The sequence below is a fragment of the Fredinandcohnia onubensis genome, from assembly GCF_002734215.1.
Lineage (GTDB): Bacteria > Bacillota > Bacilli > Bacillales > Bacillaceae_L > Ferdinandcohnia > Ferdinandcohnia onubensis.
Genome location: NZ_NSEB01000020.1, coordinates 49,278 through 69,920, shown reverse-complemented (window position 1 = coordinate 69,920; position 20,643 = coordinate 49,278). Strand labels below are relative to the sequence as shown.

At 38.2% G+C, this 20,643-nt stretch carries 17 protein-coding genes; 3 read left to right on the top strand and 14 right to left on the bottom strand.

The genetic code is table 11. The features are described 5' to 3' along the window. From guaD to CKK03_RS20535, 12 genes are all read right to left on the bottom strand, one after another. A partial coding sequence (guaD, locus tag CKK03_RS20590) for a guanine deaminase (protein WP_099364380.1) occupies window positions 1–1,390 on the bottom strand: 1,390 nt, incomplete at its 3' end. 230 nt (window positions 1,391–1,620) lie between these two features. Then, complete coding sequence (locus tag CKK03_RS20585; protein ID WP_099364377.1) at window positions 1,621–2,802, bottom strand: YecA family protein; 1,182 nt, start codon at window positions 2,800–2,802, stop codon at window positions 1,621–1,623. Window positions 2,803–3,024: 222 nt separating this feature from the next. Beyond that, entirely contained in the window at window positions 3,025–3,966 is a 942-nt protein-coding gene (locus tag CKK03_RS20580) for a uroporphyrinogen decarboxylase family protein (protein WP_099364376.1), read from the bottom strand. Between the two features lie 24 nt (window positions 3,967–3,990). Further along, window positions 3,991–6,042, bottom strand: a complete 2,052-nt coding sequence (locus CKK03_RS20575; protein WP_099364375.1) for a hydantoinase B/oxoprolinase family protein — start codon at window positions 6,040–6,042, stop codon at window positions 3,991–3,993. Next, entirely contained in the window at window positions 6,039–8,204 is a 2,166-nt protein-coding gene (locus CKK03_RS20570; protein ID WP_099364374.1) for a hydantoinase/oxoprolinase family protein, read from the bottom strand. Before CKK03_RS20570 ends, CKK03_RS20575 begins: the two co-directional genes overlap by 4 nt. 14 nt (window positions 8,205–8,218) lie before the next feature. Continuing rightward, window positions 8,219–8,581, bottom strand: a complete 363-nt coding sequence (locus CKK03_RS20565; RefSeq protein WP_099364373.1) for an acetone carboxylase subunit gamma — start codon at window positions 8,579–8,581, stop codon at window positions 8,219–8,221. Between the two features lie 2 nt (window positions 8,582–8,583). After that, window positions 8,584–10,617 (bottom strand): hydantoinase/oxoprolinase family protein, encoded by a 2,034-nt coding sequence (locus CKK03_RS20560; RefSeq protein ID WP_099364372.1) that lies wholly within the window; start codon window positions 10,615–10,617, stop codon window positions 8,584–8,586. A gap of 26 nt (window positions 10,618–10,643) precedes the next feature. Next, window positions 10,644–11,960 carry a phenylacetate--CoA ligase family protein gene (locus tag CKK03_RS20555; protein WP_099364371.1) on the bottom strand — a complete coding sequence of 439 codons (1,317 nt, stop codon included), beginning with the start codon at window positions 11,958–11,960 and terminating at the stop codon, window positions 10,644–10,646. A gap of 200 nt (window positions 11,961–12,160) precedes the next feature. Continuing rightward, the gene (locus tag CKK03_RS20550) at window positions 12,161–13,957 is read right to left on the bottom strand and encodes a helix-turn-helix domain-containing protein (protein WP_099364370.1); all 1,797 of its coding nucleotides are present in this window, start codon (window positions 13,955–13,957) and stop codon (window positions 12,161–12,163) included. Window positions 13,958–14,181: 224 nt separating this feature from the next. Then, a complete protein-coding gene (locus CKK03_RS20545) occupies window positions 14,182–15,237 on the bottom strand; it encodes a C45 family autoproteolytic acyltransferase/hydrolase (RefSeq protein ID WP_099364369.1) in 1,056 nt (351 codons plus the stop codon). A gap of 175 nt (window positions 15,238–15,412) precedes the next feature. Further along, on the bottom strand, window positions 15,413–15,637 hold the full coding sequence (locus tag CKK03_RS20540) for a DUF378 domain-containing protein (RefSeq protein WP_099353257.1): 225 nt from the start codon (window positions 15,635–15,637) through the stop codon (window positions 15,413–15,415). Between the two features lie 78 nt (window positions 15,638–15,715). Beyond that, window positions 15,716–16,297, bottom strand: coding sequence for a TetR/AcrR family transcriptional regulator (locus CKK03_RS20535; protein ID WP_099364368.1), 582 nt, complete (start codon window positions 16,295–16,297; stop codon window positions 15,716–15,718). Between the two features lie 179 nt (window positions 16,298–16,476). Between CKK03_RS20535 and CKK03_RS20530 the strand changes: the two genes are divergently transcribed. Then, window positions 16,477–17,400, top strand: a complete 924-nt coding sequence (locus CKK03_RS20530) for a DsbA family protein (RefSeq protein WP_099364367.1) — start codon at window positions 16,477–16,479, stop codon at window positions 17,398–17,400. Window positions 17,401–17,462: 62 nt separating this feature from the next. On the opposite strand, the gene CKK03_RS20525 is transcribed toward CKK03_RS20530, so the two are convergent. Then, window positions 17,463–18,200 (bottom strand): pirin family protein, encoded by a 738-nt coding sequence (locus CKK03_RS20525; protein ID WP_099364366.1) that lies wholly within the window; start codon window positions 18,198–18,200, stop codon window positions 17,463–17,465. 185 nt (window positions 18,201–18,385) lie between these two features. Here CKK03_RS20525 and CKK03_RS20520 point away from each other — a divergent pair, with 185 nt between their 5' ends. Beyond that, complete coding sequence (locus CKK03_RS20520) at window positions 18,386–19,102, top strand: sigma-70 family RNA polymerase sigma factor (protein WP_099364365.1); 717 nt, start codon at window positions 18,386–18,388, stop codon at window positions 19,100–19,102. Between the two features lie 4 nt (window positions 19,103–19,106). Continuing rightward, the gene (gene clpP / locus CKK03_RS20515) at window positions 19,107–19,709 is read left to right on the top strand and encodes an ATP-dependent Clp endopeptidase proteolytic subunit ClpP (protein ID WP_099364364.1); all 603 of its coding nucleotides are present in this window, start codon (window positions 19,107–19,109) and stop codon (window positions 19,707–19,709) included. A gap of 43 nt (window positions 19,710–19,752) precedes the next feature. Here the strand turns inward: clpP and CKK03_RS20510 are convergent, their stop codons facing one another. Continuing rightward, window positions 19,753–20,643 (bottom strand): DMT family transporter, encoded by an 891-nt coding sequence (locus CKK03_RS20510; protein ID WP_099364363.1) that lies wholly within the window; start codon window positions 20,641–20,643, stop codon window positions 19,753–19,755.

The following is a 20,643-nucleotide window of genomic DNA, read 5'->3' as shown; positions in this document are numbered from 1 at the left end:
TAAAATTGGGGGCACAGTTCACTGTCCCTCTGTCCCAGACTTGTTCTCCCTGAATCCAGACTTGGCGAATGTTCTCTGGTCGTGCTAGGTAGATTATTTTTTGAAAGATGTCGTGTAATTTTTCTTCCTCGTCATATAGTGGAAGTTTGGCTGACTCTACTTTTGTATCAATGATTTGCACATCCCAAGCGTAGTTTTCAGCAAGACGACCGATTGGTAGACTTAAACTTTCTCCCCCGCCTGCAGTTGCAAAATAGAATGCTTCATTAAGTGTAATCCTTGAATTTGATACTCCGCGTTTATTAGCTGGTAAGTCTGCATTTACTCCATCCTCTAACATTCTTGAGGAAATTACCGCCTGCTTTACATTATCAAAAAGACTTGGTGAGAATCCACCTGAAATATCTGAACCTAGTCCAATGTCTACTCCTTTGGATTGAAAGCGTGCAATCGGAATCACACTATTGGCAAAATAAGCATTGGAAATCGGACAATGAGAGACTGCTGTACCCTTTTCAGCAAATAAATCTGCATCTTCATCAGATAGAAAATTACAATGTGCCATGACGGATTTTCCACGTAACAACCCAAAGTCATTCAGTGCAAACGCGTCGTTTTTACCAAAACGCTCTTTCACATAGCCATGCTCCCAATCACTTTCACTACAATGAGATTGAATATATGTATCGTGTTTCGCTGCCAATTCACCTAAGCCTTTCAATGCTTCATCAGTACAACTTGGGATAAATCGAGGTGTCACTACTGGATATACGCCTTGCTTTGTTGTTTTTCCTAATTCCTTAACCGCTAAAATAAATTCTTCGGTCTCAACTAATGCTGTTTTCGTGTCTCGGTCACGATAATAATCCTCTGTTTGGTCAGGATTATCCATCACCACTTTCCCAACCAAGCCACGTTGACCTTTTTCAGCACATATCTGTGCCAGCAAAAAACTTGCTTCTTTATGAACTGTTGCAAAATAAAGTGCAGTCGTAGTCCCATTTGCAAGTAAGGTCCCGACTACCTCATTATAAACCTTGTTCGCAAAGTCAAGTTCCGCAAACTTTGCTTCAATTGGAAATGTATATGTATTCAACCAGTCATAGAGAGGAATATCTAATGCTGTACCCGCTTGTGCCCATTGTGGAGCATGAACATGTAAATCAATAAAACCTGGTAAAAAATATTGTCCCTCTGCTAAACGATGATAACAATCAGAACTTTGATATGCCTCTACTAATCGTTGATACTCATCATGATTGGGACCAACTATTTTTTCAATGAAGCCATCTTCATTAATACAAAAAAGATGATCTTTTAGTACCTCAACTTCCTTAGGGGAACGGCTCGTAAATGCTGTTCCATGAAACACATGTGCAAACTTCATCATCAACGTCACCTACATTAAAACTATTTTTCAAAAATAAATCGGAATCCCTAGGCTAAAACGCAATTAACAACCAAATTATAACATAAGTCCCTGACCTAATAGCTACCATCCAGGGCTAGCAATTATGAACAAATGCAAAGAACCCTCCTTCGATTATTAAGGAGGGGTTCTTTGTTAGGACAGGTCCCGTGTCCCAGATGAAATATGGTCGGACAATGAATCTCCGTTCCTTATCTACCACAGCATTTTTTATACTTTTTCCCACTTCCGCAAGGACATGGATCATTTCTTCCTACTTTAATGGTAATGTTATTTACAGGATTCTCCGTTAAATTTCTGAGCTCAATTGATGTATGTCCTTTTAAAAACCATTCTTTTGTGTTATTCATCAAATTAACGACTTTATCTACAAGAGCTTGAAGTGATTCTTGACTATCGAAAACAAGAACACCACTTAAATATTGTAAAATATCATTTAGACTCTGACCTATTCTAGTTGCGTAAACGCATTCTTCAACAATACTGTCCGCATCTAGTTTTTTAGTTTCAAAGTTTTGTTTAATAAAGTTGACTAATTGTAGATAACTCAGATTTCGTTCAACAAAATCGGGTTCACCAGCTTCGAGTAGCTGCTCTTTTGTAAAAGGATAAAAAGGTACATTTTTTCTAGCTTGGTGTTCGTACTTCACCCTTTTTGGATCAAACACTCTCAGGTTCGAATATCCCACATCATCACTAACTATTCCTTTTTTATAAGAATTAGAGTCTTGAAGAACTTGAATATAATCATAAAGTCTTAATGGTTCATTTATATACTTTTCTATCATTTGGCTCAATTCTGTAACAGTTAAAGTACCATAATAATACAAGAGACCGTGGGTGAGCTTGATCCACTCTGTATTTCGCTTTATAATCCCTCTAAAATGTAGATCTTTTTCTAAGTTTAATATCTCTTCAATTAGTTCATCTGGAATGGCTACTACCCTTTTTCCATTTATACTTCCAGTAAACAGCATACCGGTTTTCCGAAAGTACATAATCTGGTCATTTTCCAATTCAGGTGCATGTAGATAGCCACCATTCCGAGCTATTTTAACGAGTAAGGAAAAACGTTCAAGATCCCATTGACTGCAAACATTTTTCAAAAGCCCTGGTATTTCTTGTTGGAATAATGCAATGAGGTCCGCCTTCTTTAAACTGCTAGCTTTCTTAATTTCCAAATACCTTCTAATGTCATCTAACTCGTATTTCGCGAATGGGCTCAATGCCTCATCTAAATGAAAAGGAACCTTTATTTCACTCCAATATTTCTGCTCTCGTTTTTCTTCTTGCTTCTTAGTATCCTGTCTTGCTCTTTCGAGAGCTTGTCTTAGCATGTTATCTAGTTGTTTATTACTATTTACTTCTTTCATTCTAAAACCTCCACAATCTATTACATTATACAGAGAATAAAACACTTTGACAAAAAAGGGGCCCAACTCCCAAAATCTTACATACCAAAAAAACACCAGCCACTATCCTTTTTAAGGATTCGTTTCTGGTGTTGGTGGGTCGCAGGGACAGGTCCCGTGTCCCAAGAAAAATATGGTGGGACCAGGGACCTGTCCCTAGAGGGTGGCAGGCTCTCTGACCCTTTATTGCCAGGTTTCTTCGTTGCAGATGATAGAGGTTTTTTCTTGTAGTTCACTTAGGTTTATTTCTATATTAAGTGGTTGGCTAGATGATAGGAACATTCTTCTTTTTTTGTTTTCTTTCCATAGTGGGGTTAACTGAGATAGATCCATTGTGTTTTCCCATATGGATGGCGCAAATGCAATGCCTTTGATTTTAATAGAAGTTGAATTAGTAATGAATTCCTGCGACCCCAAAACAATATCTGGCAAATGGCTTGTTGATTCAATTGAATTGATATCAGATGATAAACGCAAAATGCCAAAGATATTGTAAAACTTAATGACATTGAAGAGAGGTTTATATACATCCTTACATTCCTCCCATAAAGCAGAATCCAATAGGTCTTCATTAATGAGGATTCCGTCAACCTTTGCGTCGCCAAAAGCTTTACATAGCCCAATCATAGCTTGTGTTATTTCTGAAGCTCGTTTTTTCAATAATCCTATATCTGAATTGATATCTTCTCCATAAAGGGTTTTAAGAATAGTGACTGGACCAGTTATCGTTGCGATTATCGGTAATTCTTTCCCTTGAACTTTAACCAATCGTTCCACCACTTCTTCTACAACTGGTATTCTTCCGCTTTCCAAAAAGTCGGATGATAATAATTCCTGCGAGATAGGTACTTCTATTACACTAGGCATTTCTTGATTTTTCCATTCGAGCACTCCACCGAGTGCCTCTACCTCTAAAGAAGGGTCTAACGGTAAAATAATTGCGTCATAGCCTAGAAGTTTTTGAGTATTTACTAATGCCGAATAAAAAGTATTCGCATCTTGTAAGATTGAAGGAATTGAAACTTGATCCACTTTTGTTATATACGTACCTACCAATGGGAGAAAAGGAGGTCGAGGAACAGCCCGACCTTTAAAAAATTTTTGAACTAATTCTTTTTTATCCATGGAACAACTCCTTATTATGAAAAGTTACATACGGACAATTTGTCGTAAAGGCTCTGCATTCGGCCAGCTTCCATAGTAAATAAGTGCTTCTTCAGGTGGTTGCTTCGTGGACCACTCAACCATAAATTCATCGTATCTTTTTCCTCTACCTAAACGATCCTTCTTTTCCGCTTCTCTTAGCTTTTCAGTCTTCTCCTTATCTAAGGTTAGCGTTTCAGGATCATAGGAAACTTTGTAGATATTTTGGGCTACCCAATCTGAAATGAGTTCATCCTTTAAGTCCTTGATAACATTTTCCGGATCACGGTCAAGTACATCACCATAGCCACCGCCACCAGTTGAATTAGCTACATAAATATCACCATCCATGACAGGTGCTGCTGGACGTGGTGCACGCTCAACCACATAATCCCCATCAATAGAGCGATTTTTCACAAGGTCTGTCGTGTTAACAGGAATATCTGCATCCCCATTTTTCATCTTCTCAAAATAGTTTGCATTTACAATCTTAATACCTGGATGTGACGGAGGAGGATATCCACCAAATAACCCTTGTGTGATTGGAACTTTGTGATGCTTAATAATCGATTGGTACACTAAGAATGGAACGCCTTTTACAGCCCATGCTACATTTGTACCTGCTCCACCTCGATATTTTCCAAATCCTCCAGAATCCTTCCAATGCTTAAAATATAAATGGACATGTGGTTGCTCATTTTCCATATCTTCTACATCAGGAGCTTTCCCCCACCAGCCCCAAGGGAATCCAAAGGAGTTATCCCCATCACGGTGTGTTCTGGCTCCACTCCCCTCACTGTTTAGTACGTTTGCAAGCATATCGGCAAATGGGACACCCCATTGGTTCTGTCCAGCAATAACGACAGCACAACCACCGGCCCCGTAACCACTTGTTGAAAGTTCTTTTACACCACTAGCGTATAGCATTTTTGCAAATGCATTAGACACTGTTGATAACACACAACTATTGGTAATCGGTGAATTAGCTACCGATGCATCGACGTTTGCGTTTAAAAACGTACCTTGTGGAACAATTACCTTAATTGATGAGAAGATACCTGATGATGTTGGTAAGTCTGCAAAAGGTACTCCAAATAGATAGATTGCGATATGGGCACGTACAATGTGCATAAAACTATTAAATGAACCATCATTCTCAGGTGAAGAACCTGTAAAGTCAAATGTAAGTGAGTCGCCCTCTTTCGTCAGTGTTAATTGACACCGCATCAATGAATCGGCTGTTCCCATTGTATCCATGAATGATACTGAACGATATACACCATCTTGCCAGCTTGAAATTCGTTTACGGGCTCCTTCCTCGGCTACAATTAACATTTTTCTCATGACACCAACAACCAGATCTACTCCTTTTTTCTCAATGAGTTGCTGGACACGAATACGCAAACGGTCACATGCAGCAACACGTGCTTTGGTATCAATGATCTGCATTCGTGGCGCTCTTGAAACCATGTTTGCCATCATATTTAACATGTCATTTCGAATTTGATAGTTTTCACCAATTTTAATTGGTGGTAATTTCATCCCTTCATCTGCACGAGACTTTGCTGTTAGTGGCATACCACCTGGTTCAATCGCACCTGTTTCAGGCTGATGTACCGCTGCAGCCGCCCATGCAATAAGCTCACCTTCATGGAAAATTGGCATGACCGCCACTTGGTCTGGATTATGAACCCCTCCATAAAGGGCCTCATTCGCATAGAATATATCGCCTTCATTAATACCAATTGTAGGATCATCCTTATAATGCTTAAGAATATATTTAATTCCAATTTGAGTAGTAACAGCGTGCAGATAAACGCCACAATAGGCCGCTACAAGGTCACCTTTTGCTGTATACAAACCTACGACAATATCTCCTGAGTGAAGCATCGAAGAAACTCCGATTTTCGTTAAGACCTCTTTTGCTTCTAGCACTAATTGGTTTAACTTTTCACTATAAATCTCATATTCACCAGACTTTAAACTCTCTAGGGCCGTTTGTTCAAATTCATCTATTGGTTCTGGATGGATTCGTTCATTAATTCCGAAATCAATCATGCCGTTACCCCCTCAACCGTTTTCTTTTCGATTAAACCATTTAAATATTGGTCAACTGTATAAACAACATTAGGTGGTAAAACAACAGTTGTATGTGGTGATTCGATTAACGCTGGACCCTCAATTTTATTACCACTTCTTAGTTCCTCTAGCTGATATATGTTTGTATCTACAAACCCACCAAGTTCCGGCCAGTAAGCTTTCCGAGTTCCTTTGATGGCATGGCTTGCATCTTCACCAGATTCTTCATTTTGAATAAAATTAAATTTCTCCTGTGGAACAATTGCTTTTAGAACAACATTCTCAATTTCGACTCCGCCTTCAGGGTAAACAGCAATAGAGCTGTACGCATTTGAGTATTCTTCCGTAAAACTATCCCATAGATTTTGAACATCCTGAGGACTATTTAAGAATAGGCTAGGTGATACGGCCCTCTTAATATTAAGCTGACCACCATATTTCATATCTAATTCTAATTGATATTGAATATCCTCGGGATTGAATCCTTCACCCGTAATGTCTCGGATGGCTTTTTCCTGCAGATTACGGACGACTGAATTAAGAGATTCATAGTCGGTTAGAAACTTCTTTGTTCCAGGCTCTAAAAGAATGATGTGCTGTGATTGTTCATAAATGTGCATGATGTCCATCATAGAAGATGAAAAGGCACAGAATACAGGTGATTGCTGTAAAACAACCGTTTTTGGAATATCTGCCTCAAATCCAAAACCTGCACCATGTACAGGACCACCACCACCTAAAGCAAACAACACGAAATCTTTAGGATCATTTCCTTGAAGGGAAGTTTCTTTCTGGATTATATTTGCCATATTACCGTCACAAACTTTTTTAATGAGATAAGCAGCTTCATAGACATCTACACCTAATGGTTTTGCAATTTTTTCTTCAATGACTTGTATTGCCTTTTCAATATTTAACGTTAAGTTTCCGCCATGAAAATAATCTGGATTTAAATAACCTAATACAAGGTCAGCGTCTGTCACCGTCGGCTCTGTTCCACCTTGATCATAGGCTACAGGCCCAGGAAAACTACCTGCACTTCGTGGACCAACTTCTAGTCGACCTCCGAGTACATCGTTAATCCATGCAATCGAGCCTCCACCTGTTCCAATCGATTTACTTTCCAGCATGGTCATATCAACTAGCCAACGATCGATAACTGGTTTAAATTGATAATTGTTTGTTTCTCCGTCCACAACAAGCCCGATATCAAAGCTCGTGCCACCCATATCCGTTACAACGATATTAGGGTAATCATATAACTTTCCAATTTGATTACTGCCAATGATTCCAGCAACTGGCCCTCCATTATACGTATTAACTGCCGATGTACGGAAAACCTCTGCCATTCCTCCCGTATTGTGAACCATCAGCAATGGATTTTTATATCCTAAATCGCGTAGTTCATCTCCAATATTCGATAATTCTTCTGCCATCGCTTGGTGAAGATAAGCGTTTAAAATCGCCATATTTGAACGAGTATACTCATATCTCTTAGGCATAACCTCACTTGAAAGAACAACTGGCATATTCCCGAGGTAATACTCTGGATATTCTTCTTCAATGAGTTCCTTAATTCTTTTTTCATGAACTGGATTTTTAAACGACCATAAAGTAGATACCACAAAGCCCATTACTCCCTGATCAACTAGGTATTGCAGTTTATCTTTAAAATCTTCTTCATCAAGTGGACGAATTACTTGCCCAGTATAATCAATTCGCTCTTTTACACCCACAACATTTTCTCTCGGGATTAACGGAATCGGCTTGCTTACTTCAGCAATTTTTCTACTTTCTAGCGAACTAATTCCATCTTGCCATTGACTTCCTTTTCCGATATAAAGCGTATCTTCATATCCTTCGGTTGTTATAAAGCCAAGCTTTGGTCCTTTTCGTTCGATCAGTTTATTCATCGCAACGGTAGTAGAATAACGAATCATGTCCGTTTCTTCCAATAGTTCCTCAAGATCTAAGTCAAGGAGTTCCGCACCATTTTCAATCGCTTTAATAAAACCGACTGATAAATCATATCCAGTCGTTGGACTCTTAGAAATAACGGATTGGTCTCCGTATCGAATAAAGCAATCTGTGAATGTTCCACCGATATCAATATCGATTGTCGCCCTAATTTTTGTTGTCATTTATTTTTCCTCCTTTACACATTCTTAAATACTTTCTTCTGTTGTCTTTCCTCTTCAATAGCTTTTTGTTTTAATGATTCTATGTCTATTTGAATGTCATGTGTAATCGGATGTCCAGGTGCTAAAACCTCCGTTTCAACCAACGTACCGCAGCCAGGACAATAAAATTCAACTAGACGAACCCAATTCGCATCAGGAGAAAATGTGTAATCCCCTTCTATATGTGGTTGATGAATTTCACTTGGCTCACGATCGTAAATAAGACAACCTTTCTTATAATTCTCACGTGCGGAATTCAATTCATGATCACATTTATCACATACCCAGACTTCCTTCTGTAAATCAACGGCAATATACTCAGTTATTTTTCTTCTCATTCTTACACCTCCATAATTCCGTTTAAATGTTGATCCATTGTGAACTTCGCACCAAGCGGAACAACGATCGTTGTATTTGAGCTCTCTAAAACCGCAGGTCCTTCAATTTCATGACCAGGCTTTAACCCTTCGATGTCATAAATATTTGTATTGATTCTATTTCCTCTCCAGTAAATGGGTCTTATCGATTTCGGTTCTGGAATGGAATCAACCAGTTCTAAGGATGGCAACGCAAAATGAGAAACGCTTACATAACTATTTAATCGAATAAACTCGATTGCGATTTTGTCTGAACCTAATTGCTTTGCGATCGATTGCAATTCCTCTTTCAAATACTGTTCATTTGTACTATGAAAGACATCACTAGGTAAAAAGAAAATATCTCTAATCTTGCCGTCATCTGAAGCAACCTCTAAGGAAACTTCATATCGTATAGATTCGGGAGTAAATCCTTCTCCGCGCATATCACGATGAGAGAGTTTTTTCATTTTTTCGAGGCTAGCATTGGCATTAATTAGGAATTCACCAATCTCATGATTAGGACCAAATTGGAAATTTACCCGATCCTGATACGTATGAGCTACATCAGCTGTCGATAAACCGAATGCGCTAAATACAGAACTGAAAGGGAATGTGAAAATCTTTTTGATTCCACTTTTTTTAGCCATTCCCGCGGAAAATAGGCCACCGCCGCCACCGAATGAAAAGAGTTGAAAATCCTTTATATTTTTTCCTCTTTCGTTTGAAAGTTGCTTTAGTGTGTCAGCACCAATTTGTTCGATTTTATCAACAATAAGTGCTGCCGCCTCTTCATTTGAAATATTTAACGGTGTGGCAATCCATTTTTGAATAGCATCAATCGCTTTTTCCTTCGATATTTTCTTTGTTCCACCCAGGAAGTAATCAGGGTCAACGATACCAAGAACGACACATGCATCCGTTACGGTTGGTTTTGTTCCACCTAGCCCAAAACATGCTGGTCCAGGTACTGCCCCTGCACTTTCCGGTCCTAATTGAAGTTCTCCATTTGGAGTAACTTTAGCAACGGTTCCACCGCCACCGCCAACTGATAAAACATGGATTAAAGGAGCATGGACTGGAATTTCTGCAATGCTTGATTCTGTATCAAATGTAAGCTCTCCATTTGAAATTAATCCTACATCTGTACTAGTGCCACCAACGTCAACAGACATGATATTATCAAGTCCATATATTTCTCCGATGTATCTCGTTCCCATTAACCCTGCAGCAGGACCTGAGTTGTACGTATCCAATGCCTTTGTTTTTGCTACACGTGCAACACCACCATTGGCATGAGCTATTAACAATGGCTTTGTGTATCCCTTTTGCCTTAATCCCTCATCCGCTTTATATAAATACTTCACCATATCACGATGAAGATAAGCATTAACTACAGCCGCATTTGTTCGAACCCCATTATCTGATCGTGAACTAATATCACTACCAAGTTGAATTGGTTTTGTTCCAAGATAATGCTTTGGAAAATCATCTTGGATAATCTTTCGAACGAGTTTCTCATTTTGATTGTTTGTATGAGCATTTTTTAAGCTGACAACAATCACTCTTGTCCCTAGTTCTAATAGTTTCTTTGTTACTCGTCGTACTTCAGCTTCATCAACCGATTTAACTACTTCTCCACTTTCAGATACTTCTTCATCAATGGAAACAATCATATCTTCTTGTACTAAAAAATTTAAGATTGGGTTTTTACCATCTTGGTACAACGAATCTGCATATCCTTTTGTAACAATTAAACCTAGCTTTGGTCCGGTTTTTTGAATAATCGAGTTTGTTCCAACCGTTGTTGAAAGTCTTATCGTTTTCGTTTCTTTTAGGAAATCGCTTACATTTTCACAACCAAATCTTTTAGCACCTTCCGTTATGCAATTATTAAAACAAACCGTTAAATCATGTGGCGTCGTTTCTACTTTTACTACTTCAAAACGATTACCATAGGAAAAGAAGCCATCCGTAAACGTTCCACCTGTATCAATATCTACAGTGTATTGTGCCATGTAAAACCCTCCCAATTTAGAGATTATTAGATTTCTTTTACATACTTTGTTTTCATTTCAAAGCGAGGTAAAGTACCCTCCGGAACTAATTGAACGTCGGCGCGGAACATAAGTTTGCCTCTTAACGTCTCCTCTAATTCCTTTTTTAAATTTGGTAAATCCTCTTCAGAGTTCATTCCATGTTCCACTTTAATTTGCAATGGTGGTTCCACTGCAGGTCCCGGTTTTTCTAATAAGATTTGGATATCTCCAGTTGTTCTTGGATAAAAACTACTCACAACATCTTTTATTGCAGTTGGAAAGACGTTCACGCCTCGAATGATTAGCATATCGTCTGTTCGACCAATGCATCGAATTCGAAAACTAGTACTGCCACATGAACATTTTCCGGTTTTTACTGATATTAAATCTCTTGTACGGAATCTAAGTAGCGGAACACATTCTCTATCAATTGCAGAATAAACTAATTCTCCTTCAGTTCCATCCTCAAATGGTTTGACCTTACCAGTGTCTGGATCAATTAATTCACAGATCACGTAGTCTGGAGCAACAAAATGCATGCCGTCTCCCGCTGGACATTCTGAGAAAAGAACAGGGGCCATATCCGCATTTCCCATTGCTTCAAAAACGCGAGCACCCCAATCTTGCTCGATTCTTTGTTTCACTTCTGGTAAACCACCGCCTGGTTCACCACCGGTGCCAATTAGCTTAAACCCCAAATCACGGGGACTCATACCAATTGAATGTATATAATCTGCAAGATAATTTGCATAGGATGGCGTACATAAAAGTACATCTGGTTTTAAGTGTAAGGATGTGGTTACTAGTCGTTCAGAGGCTCCTGTTCCAATTGGAATAAAAGTAGCTCCTAATCTTTCAATTCCATCTTTTAAAGGAAGACCGCCAACGAAAAATGATAACCCCATTGCAAAGATAACTTTATGATGAGGTCTTACACCCGCTGTGTAATATACTCTAGATACAATATCTGTCCATACATCACTATCTTTTTTGGTGATTCCAACATATGTTGGCCTCCCAGTTGTACCTGATGAGGAGTGAATTCTTATAATTTCGTCAAAATCAATACATTGGTGTGTGCCTAAATCAGTGGCGTTTTCTTGACTTTTACGAATTTCGAATTTCTCCGTAAAAGGTAGCTTTTGTAAATCTTCAAGTGTCTCAATTTCCATAGGGTGGATTCCTGCTTCATCTAATTTAGAAGCATACATTGGGGAATTTTGATACATATACTGAACTTGCTTGCGTAACTTTTCTTCCTGTAATAGCTTAAGTTTCTCAGGCGATATTTGTTCTTCAACTGATTTGTGATATGAGAACAAGATATTCCTCCTTTCTCATTCGAATATTTAATGAATTTAGAATATTATGTGTTCATTTTACAGGATAGAAAACACTATAACCACGTTGTTTACCCACAAAAATAACCGGAAATTTTTACACATCTTTGTCTTCTAGAAACAAAAGATAGATGATATGTAACAAAAAGAAAAAAATGACCATTATGTAAATAGTCATTTTCCTATACTTTGCTATACATCAAATGCTCTAGCCTTAATGCAAGAGATAGACTAAGTCTTACTTCAGAATCTGCTAGATCAAACCCAGTCATATCAGTTATTTTTTCAATTCGGTACTTAAGTGTGTTTTGATGAACAAATAATTCTTCAGCAGCCCTCTTGATTTGACCATTATGCTTTAAATAAACCTCTAATGTTTCTTTTATTTCTTTTGAATTTTTCAATTCATTTAGCTTCTTTAGATACAGGTTTGTGTATGCGCTTACGTTTCTTTCATCAAACATGACCATACTCGAAAGCAATGTCCAACTCCCACACGCTGGAAAATATCCGACATTCCCGAGATGCCTGATTCTAGGAAGAGCACTTAAGATTTGACTTGCCTGTTGATAGGAATGTTCGGTCAACTCGATTGAATCTACAGATTCACCCACCCCTATGAAAACCTCTAATTGCCTAGTCTTCGCATGTAAATCGAGGTCTTTTTGTAGTATGTCTTGTAACTTGTAGCTTACATCTAGTATTTCATGTTCCGATTCATGTGAAACAAGAGCAACGATTGCTCCATCTTTGTAGATCTTACACGGATTCCCTACCAACTGTTCTATTTTTAATACGATTCTTTCTGATATTGTTTTAGAGCTTAAATTAAACCATTCACCATTCTTATAGGCACCAATACGTAAAATAGAAATCTTAGGTTTTAAGTTAATTTCCAATGTCTTCAATATGCTATAAGCTTCCTCTACTTTTTCCTTATTACTAAATAGTAAACAATCAAAAAGCTGATGTATAAGGTACCTCTCAATTTCGATACGCTTATCTTTTGGTGTTCTTACGTGAGACATCTCAAGGGCCGCATTTATCGTTAATCCTAATTGTTCTGATAAATCCATAAGCAAATGTAAATCATCTTGGGTAAAGTATCCATCATTTTTGTTGATAGCATGAAGAATACCAATTCTTTTATTATCGACTACTAAGGGAACCGTCATGATTGATGTTGCTTTAAATAATTTTACATAATTTTGGTTAAAGCGCTCGTCCGATAGTGCATCGGAAGTGATAGCTGGAACCCCAGATAAAAATACATCTCTTGCATTGCTTTTTTCTGTTAGTGATACACGATACTGTTCTATTATCGAGTCTTGCCATGATCCAAATGCTGGTTTTTGCAATCTCAGTTCCCTATGTTCAGGATCATACAACATGATTCCTGCCATTTCCGAATTTAACAATTCTCCAACTTTTTGAACAATTTCGGCCAAAATTTCTTGAAAAGAATAATGGTTAACGAGTCTTTGTAATTGAGTCATGAAGTTAAGACTTTTTGATTTTCTTTGCATAATCAAAAATAAGCGAGAGTTTTCAAGAATAATGGGAACTGATTGCATAAAGAAATTGACCATATTAATCTGTTTCTCTGAAAGTTCCTCTTCTTGGTGCGGAATAACGACTAAGACTCCTGAAAAAGTCTTTTGTCTTGTAATGGGGAAAAAGTAGGTAGATTGATCTTTTATGTTTCTTAGAGTTTGAAGCTCAATTTGCTGAAATTTTTGTTGTGTCCGATCGGTTAATTCTTTTTTTTCCAATTTGTCCAGATTCTGACTTGATTGAGGGATTAATTGTTTTAAACTTTGGTCAAAAACAAAAAAGATCCCCTTTCCACCACCGACTAATTTAATGCTTTCTAAAACAATGGCTTCAGTTAATAAATTCCATTCTTGTATACTGTGGAGATTTTCAATTCCCTTTTGAAGTAATTCAATCTGGTTTTCATTTAATGTACTATTTTTCATTGAAATAAAAAACCACCTCCCGGCATTTATTTATAGCCTAGACAAATATGTACGAGGTGTCTCGATAAGATTCTGATAATTATAAATTTATATCCTTTAGAAAAGAATGTCAATGTTTAAGTTGACAGGTCCCTTTCAGAATCATACGAATGGCGTGGGTCGCAGGGACAGGTCCCGTGTCACAGGGAAAATATGGTAGGACGAGGGACCTGTCCCTCTGACCCTCATTTAAACCAATCTGCTTTTTCCATGTTTACGAATGGGATATCTGTGTCAACTTCCCCTTCAATTTTTGCAAGTGAAAAATCAGCGTTATTCAACCATTCTGCAAAGTTAAATATGGTGGGTTCTTGGTCTCCGCCGAGTGCGCACCAGGCTTCAAGTTTCGTTGGAAAATAAGCAGATGTATGAATGGTTCCGGCCCAGCTTCCATAGAGCTTAGAGAAAACTCCTTTATCCGTATCATTTAAAAGTCGAAACGCCTCCAGCCCATTTAAATGATTTTTCTCTTCTATAGCCTGTAACCTTTTGTTGGAATCATCTAGGACTCGGCGATTTTCTTCTGTTAGGATTTTAAAATGATTCGTACAAGTATATCCCCTCCGCACCTCTACTCTTCTTGGTGAAGTTTCCACAATAAATGGCATCTCACAGGTTGAATCGTATAAGACATAACTAAACGATCCGCGATGTGGAATTTCTTTTAACAACTGGACGGCCTCTTCTACATTGGAGCAAAGTTCAAGAATAAGTCTTCCAATCATATAACAAACAAATCCGTTCCCCGGACGTCTTCGATTCATAAAGGTATATCCCATCGTTAACCCCTTTTCGTTGATGCCATCTGATCTGCCTGTAATTTTTTGTGTTAAACCAAGGGTGGCATACCCTCCATCTATTGGTTGAAAAGCAACGAATCGGCCATCATAGGTCTTCGGATGGTAATCATAATTTCGGATCATATAATTTTCCCCAACTAATATGGAACAGCCTGATGGTCGGATATTGACCCTGTATCCTCCAAATTCCATTAAGACCTTATCCAGTGACCATTTCAAAGCATCCTGCAGCCCCAAAAACTCCTCCCAAATAAAAGGAGCCAAACGCTCAAATCCCTGTTTAGTCTCATCAATGTCAATTTTAAATTGTGGTTTTCTCAGCTTCCACTGTTGCTCCCGATTCTTCACCAAAAATGAATCCCTCAGCAGTTCCCCCTGCATAAAACCAAAATCATAATGACTCCCCCGAAACTGAATCACATCCGCAAAAATTCTCTTCATATTTATTCCTCCTTTTGAGACAGGCTCGTCGTCTATATAAAATCCGGCAAGACAAGATATGTATCCCATTTTCCCATCTATTTGCTAAATAGAAAAGACTTCTTTACAGAAACGTAAAAAAGATCAAACCCTTGGGCTTGACCTTTTTTACGGGAATTTACTTCAACCTGATTGCTTAGGTTCTACTAGTCTCAGGGACAGTTTCTCTATCAGGTTTAAAGAGGAGCATAAGACTGTATAAACCACTTAACCCCACTAAACTGTAGATAATCCTAGACAAAATGGAATCCTGGCCTCCAAAGATTGCAGCTACCAAATCAAATTGGAAGAAACCAATAAGTCCCCAATTAATTGCACCAATAATTACTAAAGCTAGAGCTAAACGTTGTAATCCATTCATATTTATCGCCCCTTAATTTTAGTAATATTAGGTTTTGCAATAAAAAATAAAAATATACACTCAAGTTCTATAAAAAGTTTACCTTAGTGCTTCTTTCTCTTCCCGCAATTTTATCCCGTATTTTAGATAAGGAATAGCTGATTTAATCATTTCCTCTGGGCTGACACTTTCCGGATTTCTTCTCCATTCAACGGAAGTCCCGTACATTCCCCAACTCAACATGACTGATGTGATTTTCAAGGTATTTTCATCACCTGTAGGATACCGCTTCTTTAACATTTTATAAAAAATGACCTCAAGCTGATCCCGGATAATGCGAGCAATCGTATCCTCATAACCACGATGGCATCGATTTGATAATGACAGTTGAAAATTAGTAATTGCCTTAAAGATGCCGATAAATGTTTCTTCATTTAAAGCACTTTGTTGATAGGACTCACTATTTAAATTTATGAGCAAGACTTCTGATAAAACCTTTTCCAACAAGTCATAAATATCCTCAAAATGATAATAAAAGGTTGCCCGATTAATCATGGCTTCCGTAGTGATGTCTTTTATCGTAATGTCTTTAAATTCTTTTTTTCCTGAAAGCTCAATGAATGAATCCATAATTAACTTTCGTGTACGTAAGACTCGCGGGTCTGTTTTTTCTTGTGTCATTTCATTCTCCCCCTCCCACTTTTCCAACAATTTCGGCGATGTGTTGGATATCCGACAAATCAAGTCATCTATTGGTATATATACTTTCTATTATCCACTAAACTGAAAGTACAAAGCAAACAAAATGGGACGCAGCTTCCTTGTCCCAGAGCTAAAAACTAAAAAGTGAGGGAATTCTTATGACAAACAATAATAATTTAATGTGTGATTTGGAAACTGGCGTTTGTGGTATAGCAGGAGACGATGACATGGAAGTAATTGATTTTAACCAACCAAAGAAAACGATTGATTTGTACTATGTGACAGATCCAATCTGCTCACATTGCTGGGCACTTGAACCTACTTTCCGTCGTTTCAAAGAGCAGTATGGACATTATTTCAACTTCCACACCGTCTTAGGTGGATTACTTGAAAAATGGCATGGCGGGCCTGTTGATCCGGCAAACGGAATTAATGGTCCTGCAGATGTAGCTGGCCATTGGAGAGAAGTTGGGGAATATTCACGTATGCCGATTGATGGATCATTGATGATTGACAATCCCGTTCAATCTTCCTTCCCACCATCTCGAGTGTATAAAGTCATTCAAAAAAATCATGGTGATGACAAAGCAAATGAATACTTACGCCATGCAAGGGAAGAATTATTTGCCTTCAATAACAACATCGCTGAAAAATCTGTGATGATTGATAATGTGAATCATTTAGGTTTAGATGGAGAAGCCATTGTAAAAGAAGCAGAATCTGAAGTTGGCCAACAATTATTAAACGAAGACTTTGCTCTTGCAGCGAAACTTGGTGCCAGAGGCTTTCCAACAATTATTATGGTGAATGAAGAAAACAAAGGCGTTAAAATTGTAGGTAGCCGTCCATTGGATTATTACGTTTCCGGACTATCGAAAATTACAGGTGAAGATGAACCACAAGCAAAGCAGCAACCTGCGCTATCTGGCTTGCTAGAAAAAGAAATTCTTTTTGCAAAGGAAATCGAAGTTATGTACGACTTGGAACCTTCTGCACTACCAGAATTCGTTGAGAACCAATTAAAGCCAGATACGTATGAAGAAAAAGAACTCCTTGGCGAAAAGTACTTTGTGAAAAAATAATGGGACATAGGTACACTGTCCCAGTAAGAAATATGGGACGAGGGACCTGTCCCCTCGTCCCACTAATATGCTCTTTTCCCACTGATCGTTCCCTCCATCGACACTGGTGCATTCATGTCGACATAGAATAGTACAGCTGTTGTATCCGCTACTCCAGTTATTGAAGGTAGAGGCTCCTCTAAATCTGTAACAGCTTCCTTTTTTTTAATTCGAAAATCCCCAACAGTAAGCTCACCATCTACAACATATAAAAATGGTGATAAGCCTTGGTAAACAGGTATTTCTAACTGATCCCCTTGCCTCAAATGCGCATCAAGAATATAGACATTTTGTCGAACCTTCAGTGGCGCTTTACTTTCTTCAGGTCCTACCATGAGATACCAATCACGGTTTCGGATGGGCTTTTCATGAAAATGAATCGTTGGTTCAAGATCGGATTCATAGGGTCGAACAAAAATTTGGAGCATTTCGACTTGATCATTTTTCACTTTTTCCTCATGCCAAAAACTCCGACCCGCATTCATCATCATTAAGTGCCCAGTCGTTATCGGAACCTCTATCCCAGTTGAATCCTTATGATGCATTGTACCACGCCATACATAACTCAAAATCTCATCGTTGACATGCTCATGCATCTTTATCGTTAATCCTTTTTTCATCACAGCATGATCGATAATACTTAACGAGCAGAACGCAAAATCTTTATTCTCCTCTAAAATATCGCCAGGCTGAATTCTTGTGATTGTAAATGGACCCTTGTATGGTTGCCAATGCTTTTCGGCAGAAAGTTTTTGTAACATTGAAAGGTCACCTTTTGTCCTTTTTGTATATTATAACAAACCCTACTAATCGTTTCTTGTTCGAGAGCTTTCACCTTGCATATAATGGAAACTAAGTAACCCTTGAAAAAATTTTTTTACCCCCGTATCTTTTCATACCCTTTTATTCGTTTATAAAGTAGAGACGCGCTGAAGGAGTGATTGTTTTGCATAGTAAGCTTTGGAATGGTTCAGAGGACTTTAAAGAACAGAAGGAATTTTTTACTGAGGAACAACTTCATGATCTCTATCCGATGCTCCGGAGATATTGCCGGTTTATATCCCAAAACAGCTGGGATGGAGAAGATCTCGTGCAGGAATCCTTGATTAAGGCTTGGAAGCATTATAGGCACCAGCCTACAATCTCTAGAGCTCTAATGAATAAAATCGCTCGAAATGTATGGATAGACACGGTGCGGAAACGAGGCAAAGAGTCTCTTGAAGCTATTACTGATGATGGATATGATGAATCCCTGCAAATTGAAAAGCGCTTTGAGGCTGTACAACAGCTTATGAGTAAGCTTACACCGAAGCAAGCTGTCATTTTTGTTTTAAAAGAAGGGTTTCAGTTTCAACTACTTGAAATAGCTAAACTATTAAACACAAATGAGACTGCTGTGAAAGCCGCCATGTATCGTGCAAAACAGAAAATGGAGAAGAAAGAAGAAATTCCACTTATCGAGCAATATTGGACAGAGGAGGATCGTGAGCAGATTCAAAAAGTACTATATGAATCTTTAAACACGCAAGATCCATTCATATTAATCAGGACGATACCTTCTATCCATTCTTTATCGAAAAACACAAATCCAACTTGTTCTATGCAAAAATCACGTTCCTACAAATTTCCTTCAAGCACTGTCTCTATGGCTATGGCTGCATAATAAGATGCAAGCGAATAAGGAGGAAAATAATTTGAATTCGATACCATATGTAATTGAACAATCCAGTCGTGGGGAACGATCGTATGATATTTACTCGAGGTTATTAAAAGATCGTATTATTTTGATTGGCGACGAAATAAATGATGCTGTTGCCAATAGTATAGTTGCACAGCTATTATTCTTAGCAGCTGACGATCCCGATAAAGATATTTCCCTTTATATTAACAGTCCCGGTGGCTCTACTTCTGCTGGTTTTGCCATTTTTGATACGATGCAATATATTAAACCAGATATTAGGACCATTTGTACAGGTATGGCCGCATCCTTTGGTGCGATGCTTTTGCTAGCCGGTACAAAAGGGAAAAGATTTGCCCTCCCAAATAGTGAAATCATGATCCATCAGCCCTTAGGTGGGGTGCGCGGCCAAGCAACTGAGATTGAAATTTCTGCAAAACGCATCCTTAAGCTCCGAGAACATACCAATCAAATCATTTCAGAACGCACAGGTCAACCTGTTGAGAAGGTAGCAAAGGATACTGATCGAGACTATTTTATGAGTGCGGAAGAGGCAAAGGAATACGGGATAATTGATGGAATCATTAAATAGGGACAAAGGGACAGGTTCCTTGTCCCTGTAAAAATTTGGTGGGTCACGGGACCTGTCCCTCCGTCCCACCTCGTTTCCAATTTATTTCGCTGATGAAAGTAGATCCCAAGATTAAGATGCCACCGACTATTTGTATTAGGTTCATACTTTCATTTAAGATAATGGCTGCCATTATTACGGCGGAAATGGGGTCAATATAACTTAACACGGCAATCGTTTGTCCCTTTAATTTTTTTATTGCAGAAAAATATAATAGATACGCAACCCCTGTGTGGATGATCCCAACCATTAGTAATAAACTGATTGACTGTAGACCAAGTCCTGAGTAATTCAGGTTTTGTGTAGCTAGAACGTATGGAAACAGTACAATCGAAGCCATTGAAAGCTGCATAATGGTAGTTTCAAAATCTGATAGCCCTTTGATAAACTTATTGATCAGAATCATACTTGCATAAAAAGCTGCAGCCAGTAAGCCATTTAATAAGCCAACAGGATGGTTATATGTTCCTACCGTTGATTCAGCACCAGGATTAACAACTAAAAGCAAACCTACAAATGCGAATACAATGCTAGTTCCCTTCATCCAAGTCCATTTTTCCTTCAATAATAGCGGAGCCAAAATCATAACAAACACTGGGGCAAAATAATAGCTTAGCGTGGCATTCGAAATAGTTGTATATCGATAAGATTCGAATAGAAAAATCCAGTTGAAGCCCAACGCCGCGCCTGATAAAAGCAGTAAGATAAGATTCCGTTTTGACATTTTTAATGAAAACTTTTGCTTGACTAGAAAACTAGCACCAATTAAAAACAAACTCCCAATTGTCCCCCGAAATAAAGCCATTTCGCTCGAAGAAAGATCGATATTTTTTACAAACAACCCAATGCTACCAAAAATCAGCATCACTACTATAAAAATAAACTTTGCCTTCAT

Coding starts and splice junctions, on each gene's coding strand:
- CKK03_RS20540 (WP_099353257.1), bottom strand. CDS start 15,637: ATGAATGGATTACAACGTTTAGCTCTAGCTTTAGTAATTATTGGTGCA.
- CKK03_RS20545 (WP_099364369.1), bottom strand. CDS start 15,237: ATGAAGAGAATTTTTGCGGATGTGATTCAGTTTCGGGGGAGTCATTAT.
- CKK03_RS20535 (WP_099364368.1), bottom strand. CDS start 16,297: ATGACACAAGAAAAAACAGACCCGCGAGTCTTACGTACACGAAAGTTA.
- CKK03_RS20585 (WP_099364377.1), bottom strand. CDS start 2,802: ATGAAAGAAGTAAATAGTAATAAACAACTAGATAACATGCTAAGACAA.
- CKK03_RS20530 (WP_099364367.1), top strand. CDS start 16,477: ATGACAAACAATAATAATTTAATGTGTGATTTGGAAACTGGCGTTTGT.
- CKK03_RS20510 (WP_099364363.1), bottom strand. CDS start 20,643: ATGAAGGCAAAGTTTATTTTTATAGTAGTGATGCTGATTTTTGGTAGC.
- CKK03_RS20560 (WP_099364372.1), bottom strand. CDS start 10,617: ATGGCACAATACACTGTAGATATTGATACAGGTGGAACGTTTACGGAT.
- CKK03_RS20525 (WP_099364366.1), bottom strand. CDS start 18,200: ATGTTACAAAAACTTTCTGCCGAAAAGCATTGGCAACCATACAAGGGT.
- CKK03_RS20575 (WP_099364375.1), bottom strand. CDS start 6,042: ATGATTGATTTCGGAATTAATGAACGAATCCATCCAGAACCAATAGAT.
- CKK03_RS20570 (WP_099364374.1), bottom strand. CDS start 8,204: ATGACAACAAAAATTAGGGCGACAATCGATATTGATATCGGTGGAACA.
- clpP (WP_099364364.1), top strand. CDS start 19,107: ATGCAAGCGAATAAGGAGGAAAATAATTTGAATTCGATACCATATGTA.
- CKK03_RS20565 (WP_099364373.1), bottom strand. CDS start 8,581: ATGAGAAGAAAAATAACTGAGTATATTGCCGTTGATTTACAGAAGGAA.
- CKK03_RS20550 (WP_099364370.1), bottom strand. CDS start 13,957: ATGAAAAATAGTACATTAAATGAAAACCAGATTGAATTACTTCAAAAG.
- CKK03_RS20580 (WP_099364376.1), bottom strand. CDS start 3,966: ATGGATAAAAAAGAATTAGTTCAAAAATTTTTTAAAGGTCGGGCTGTT.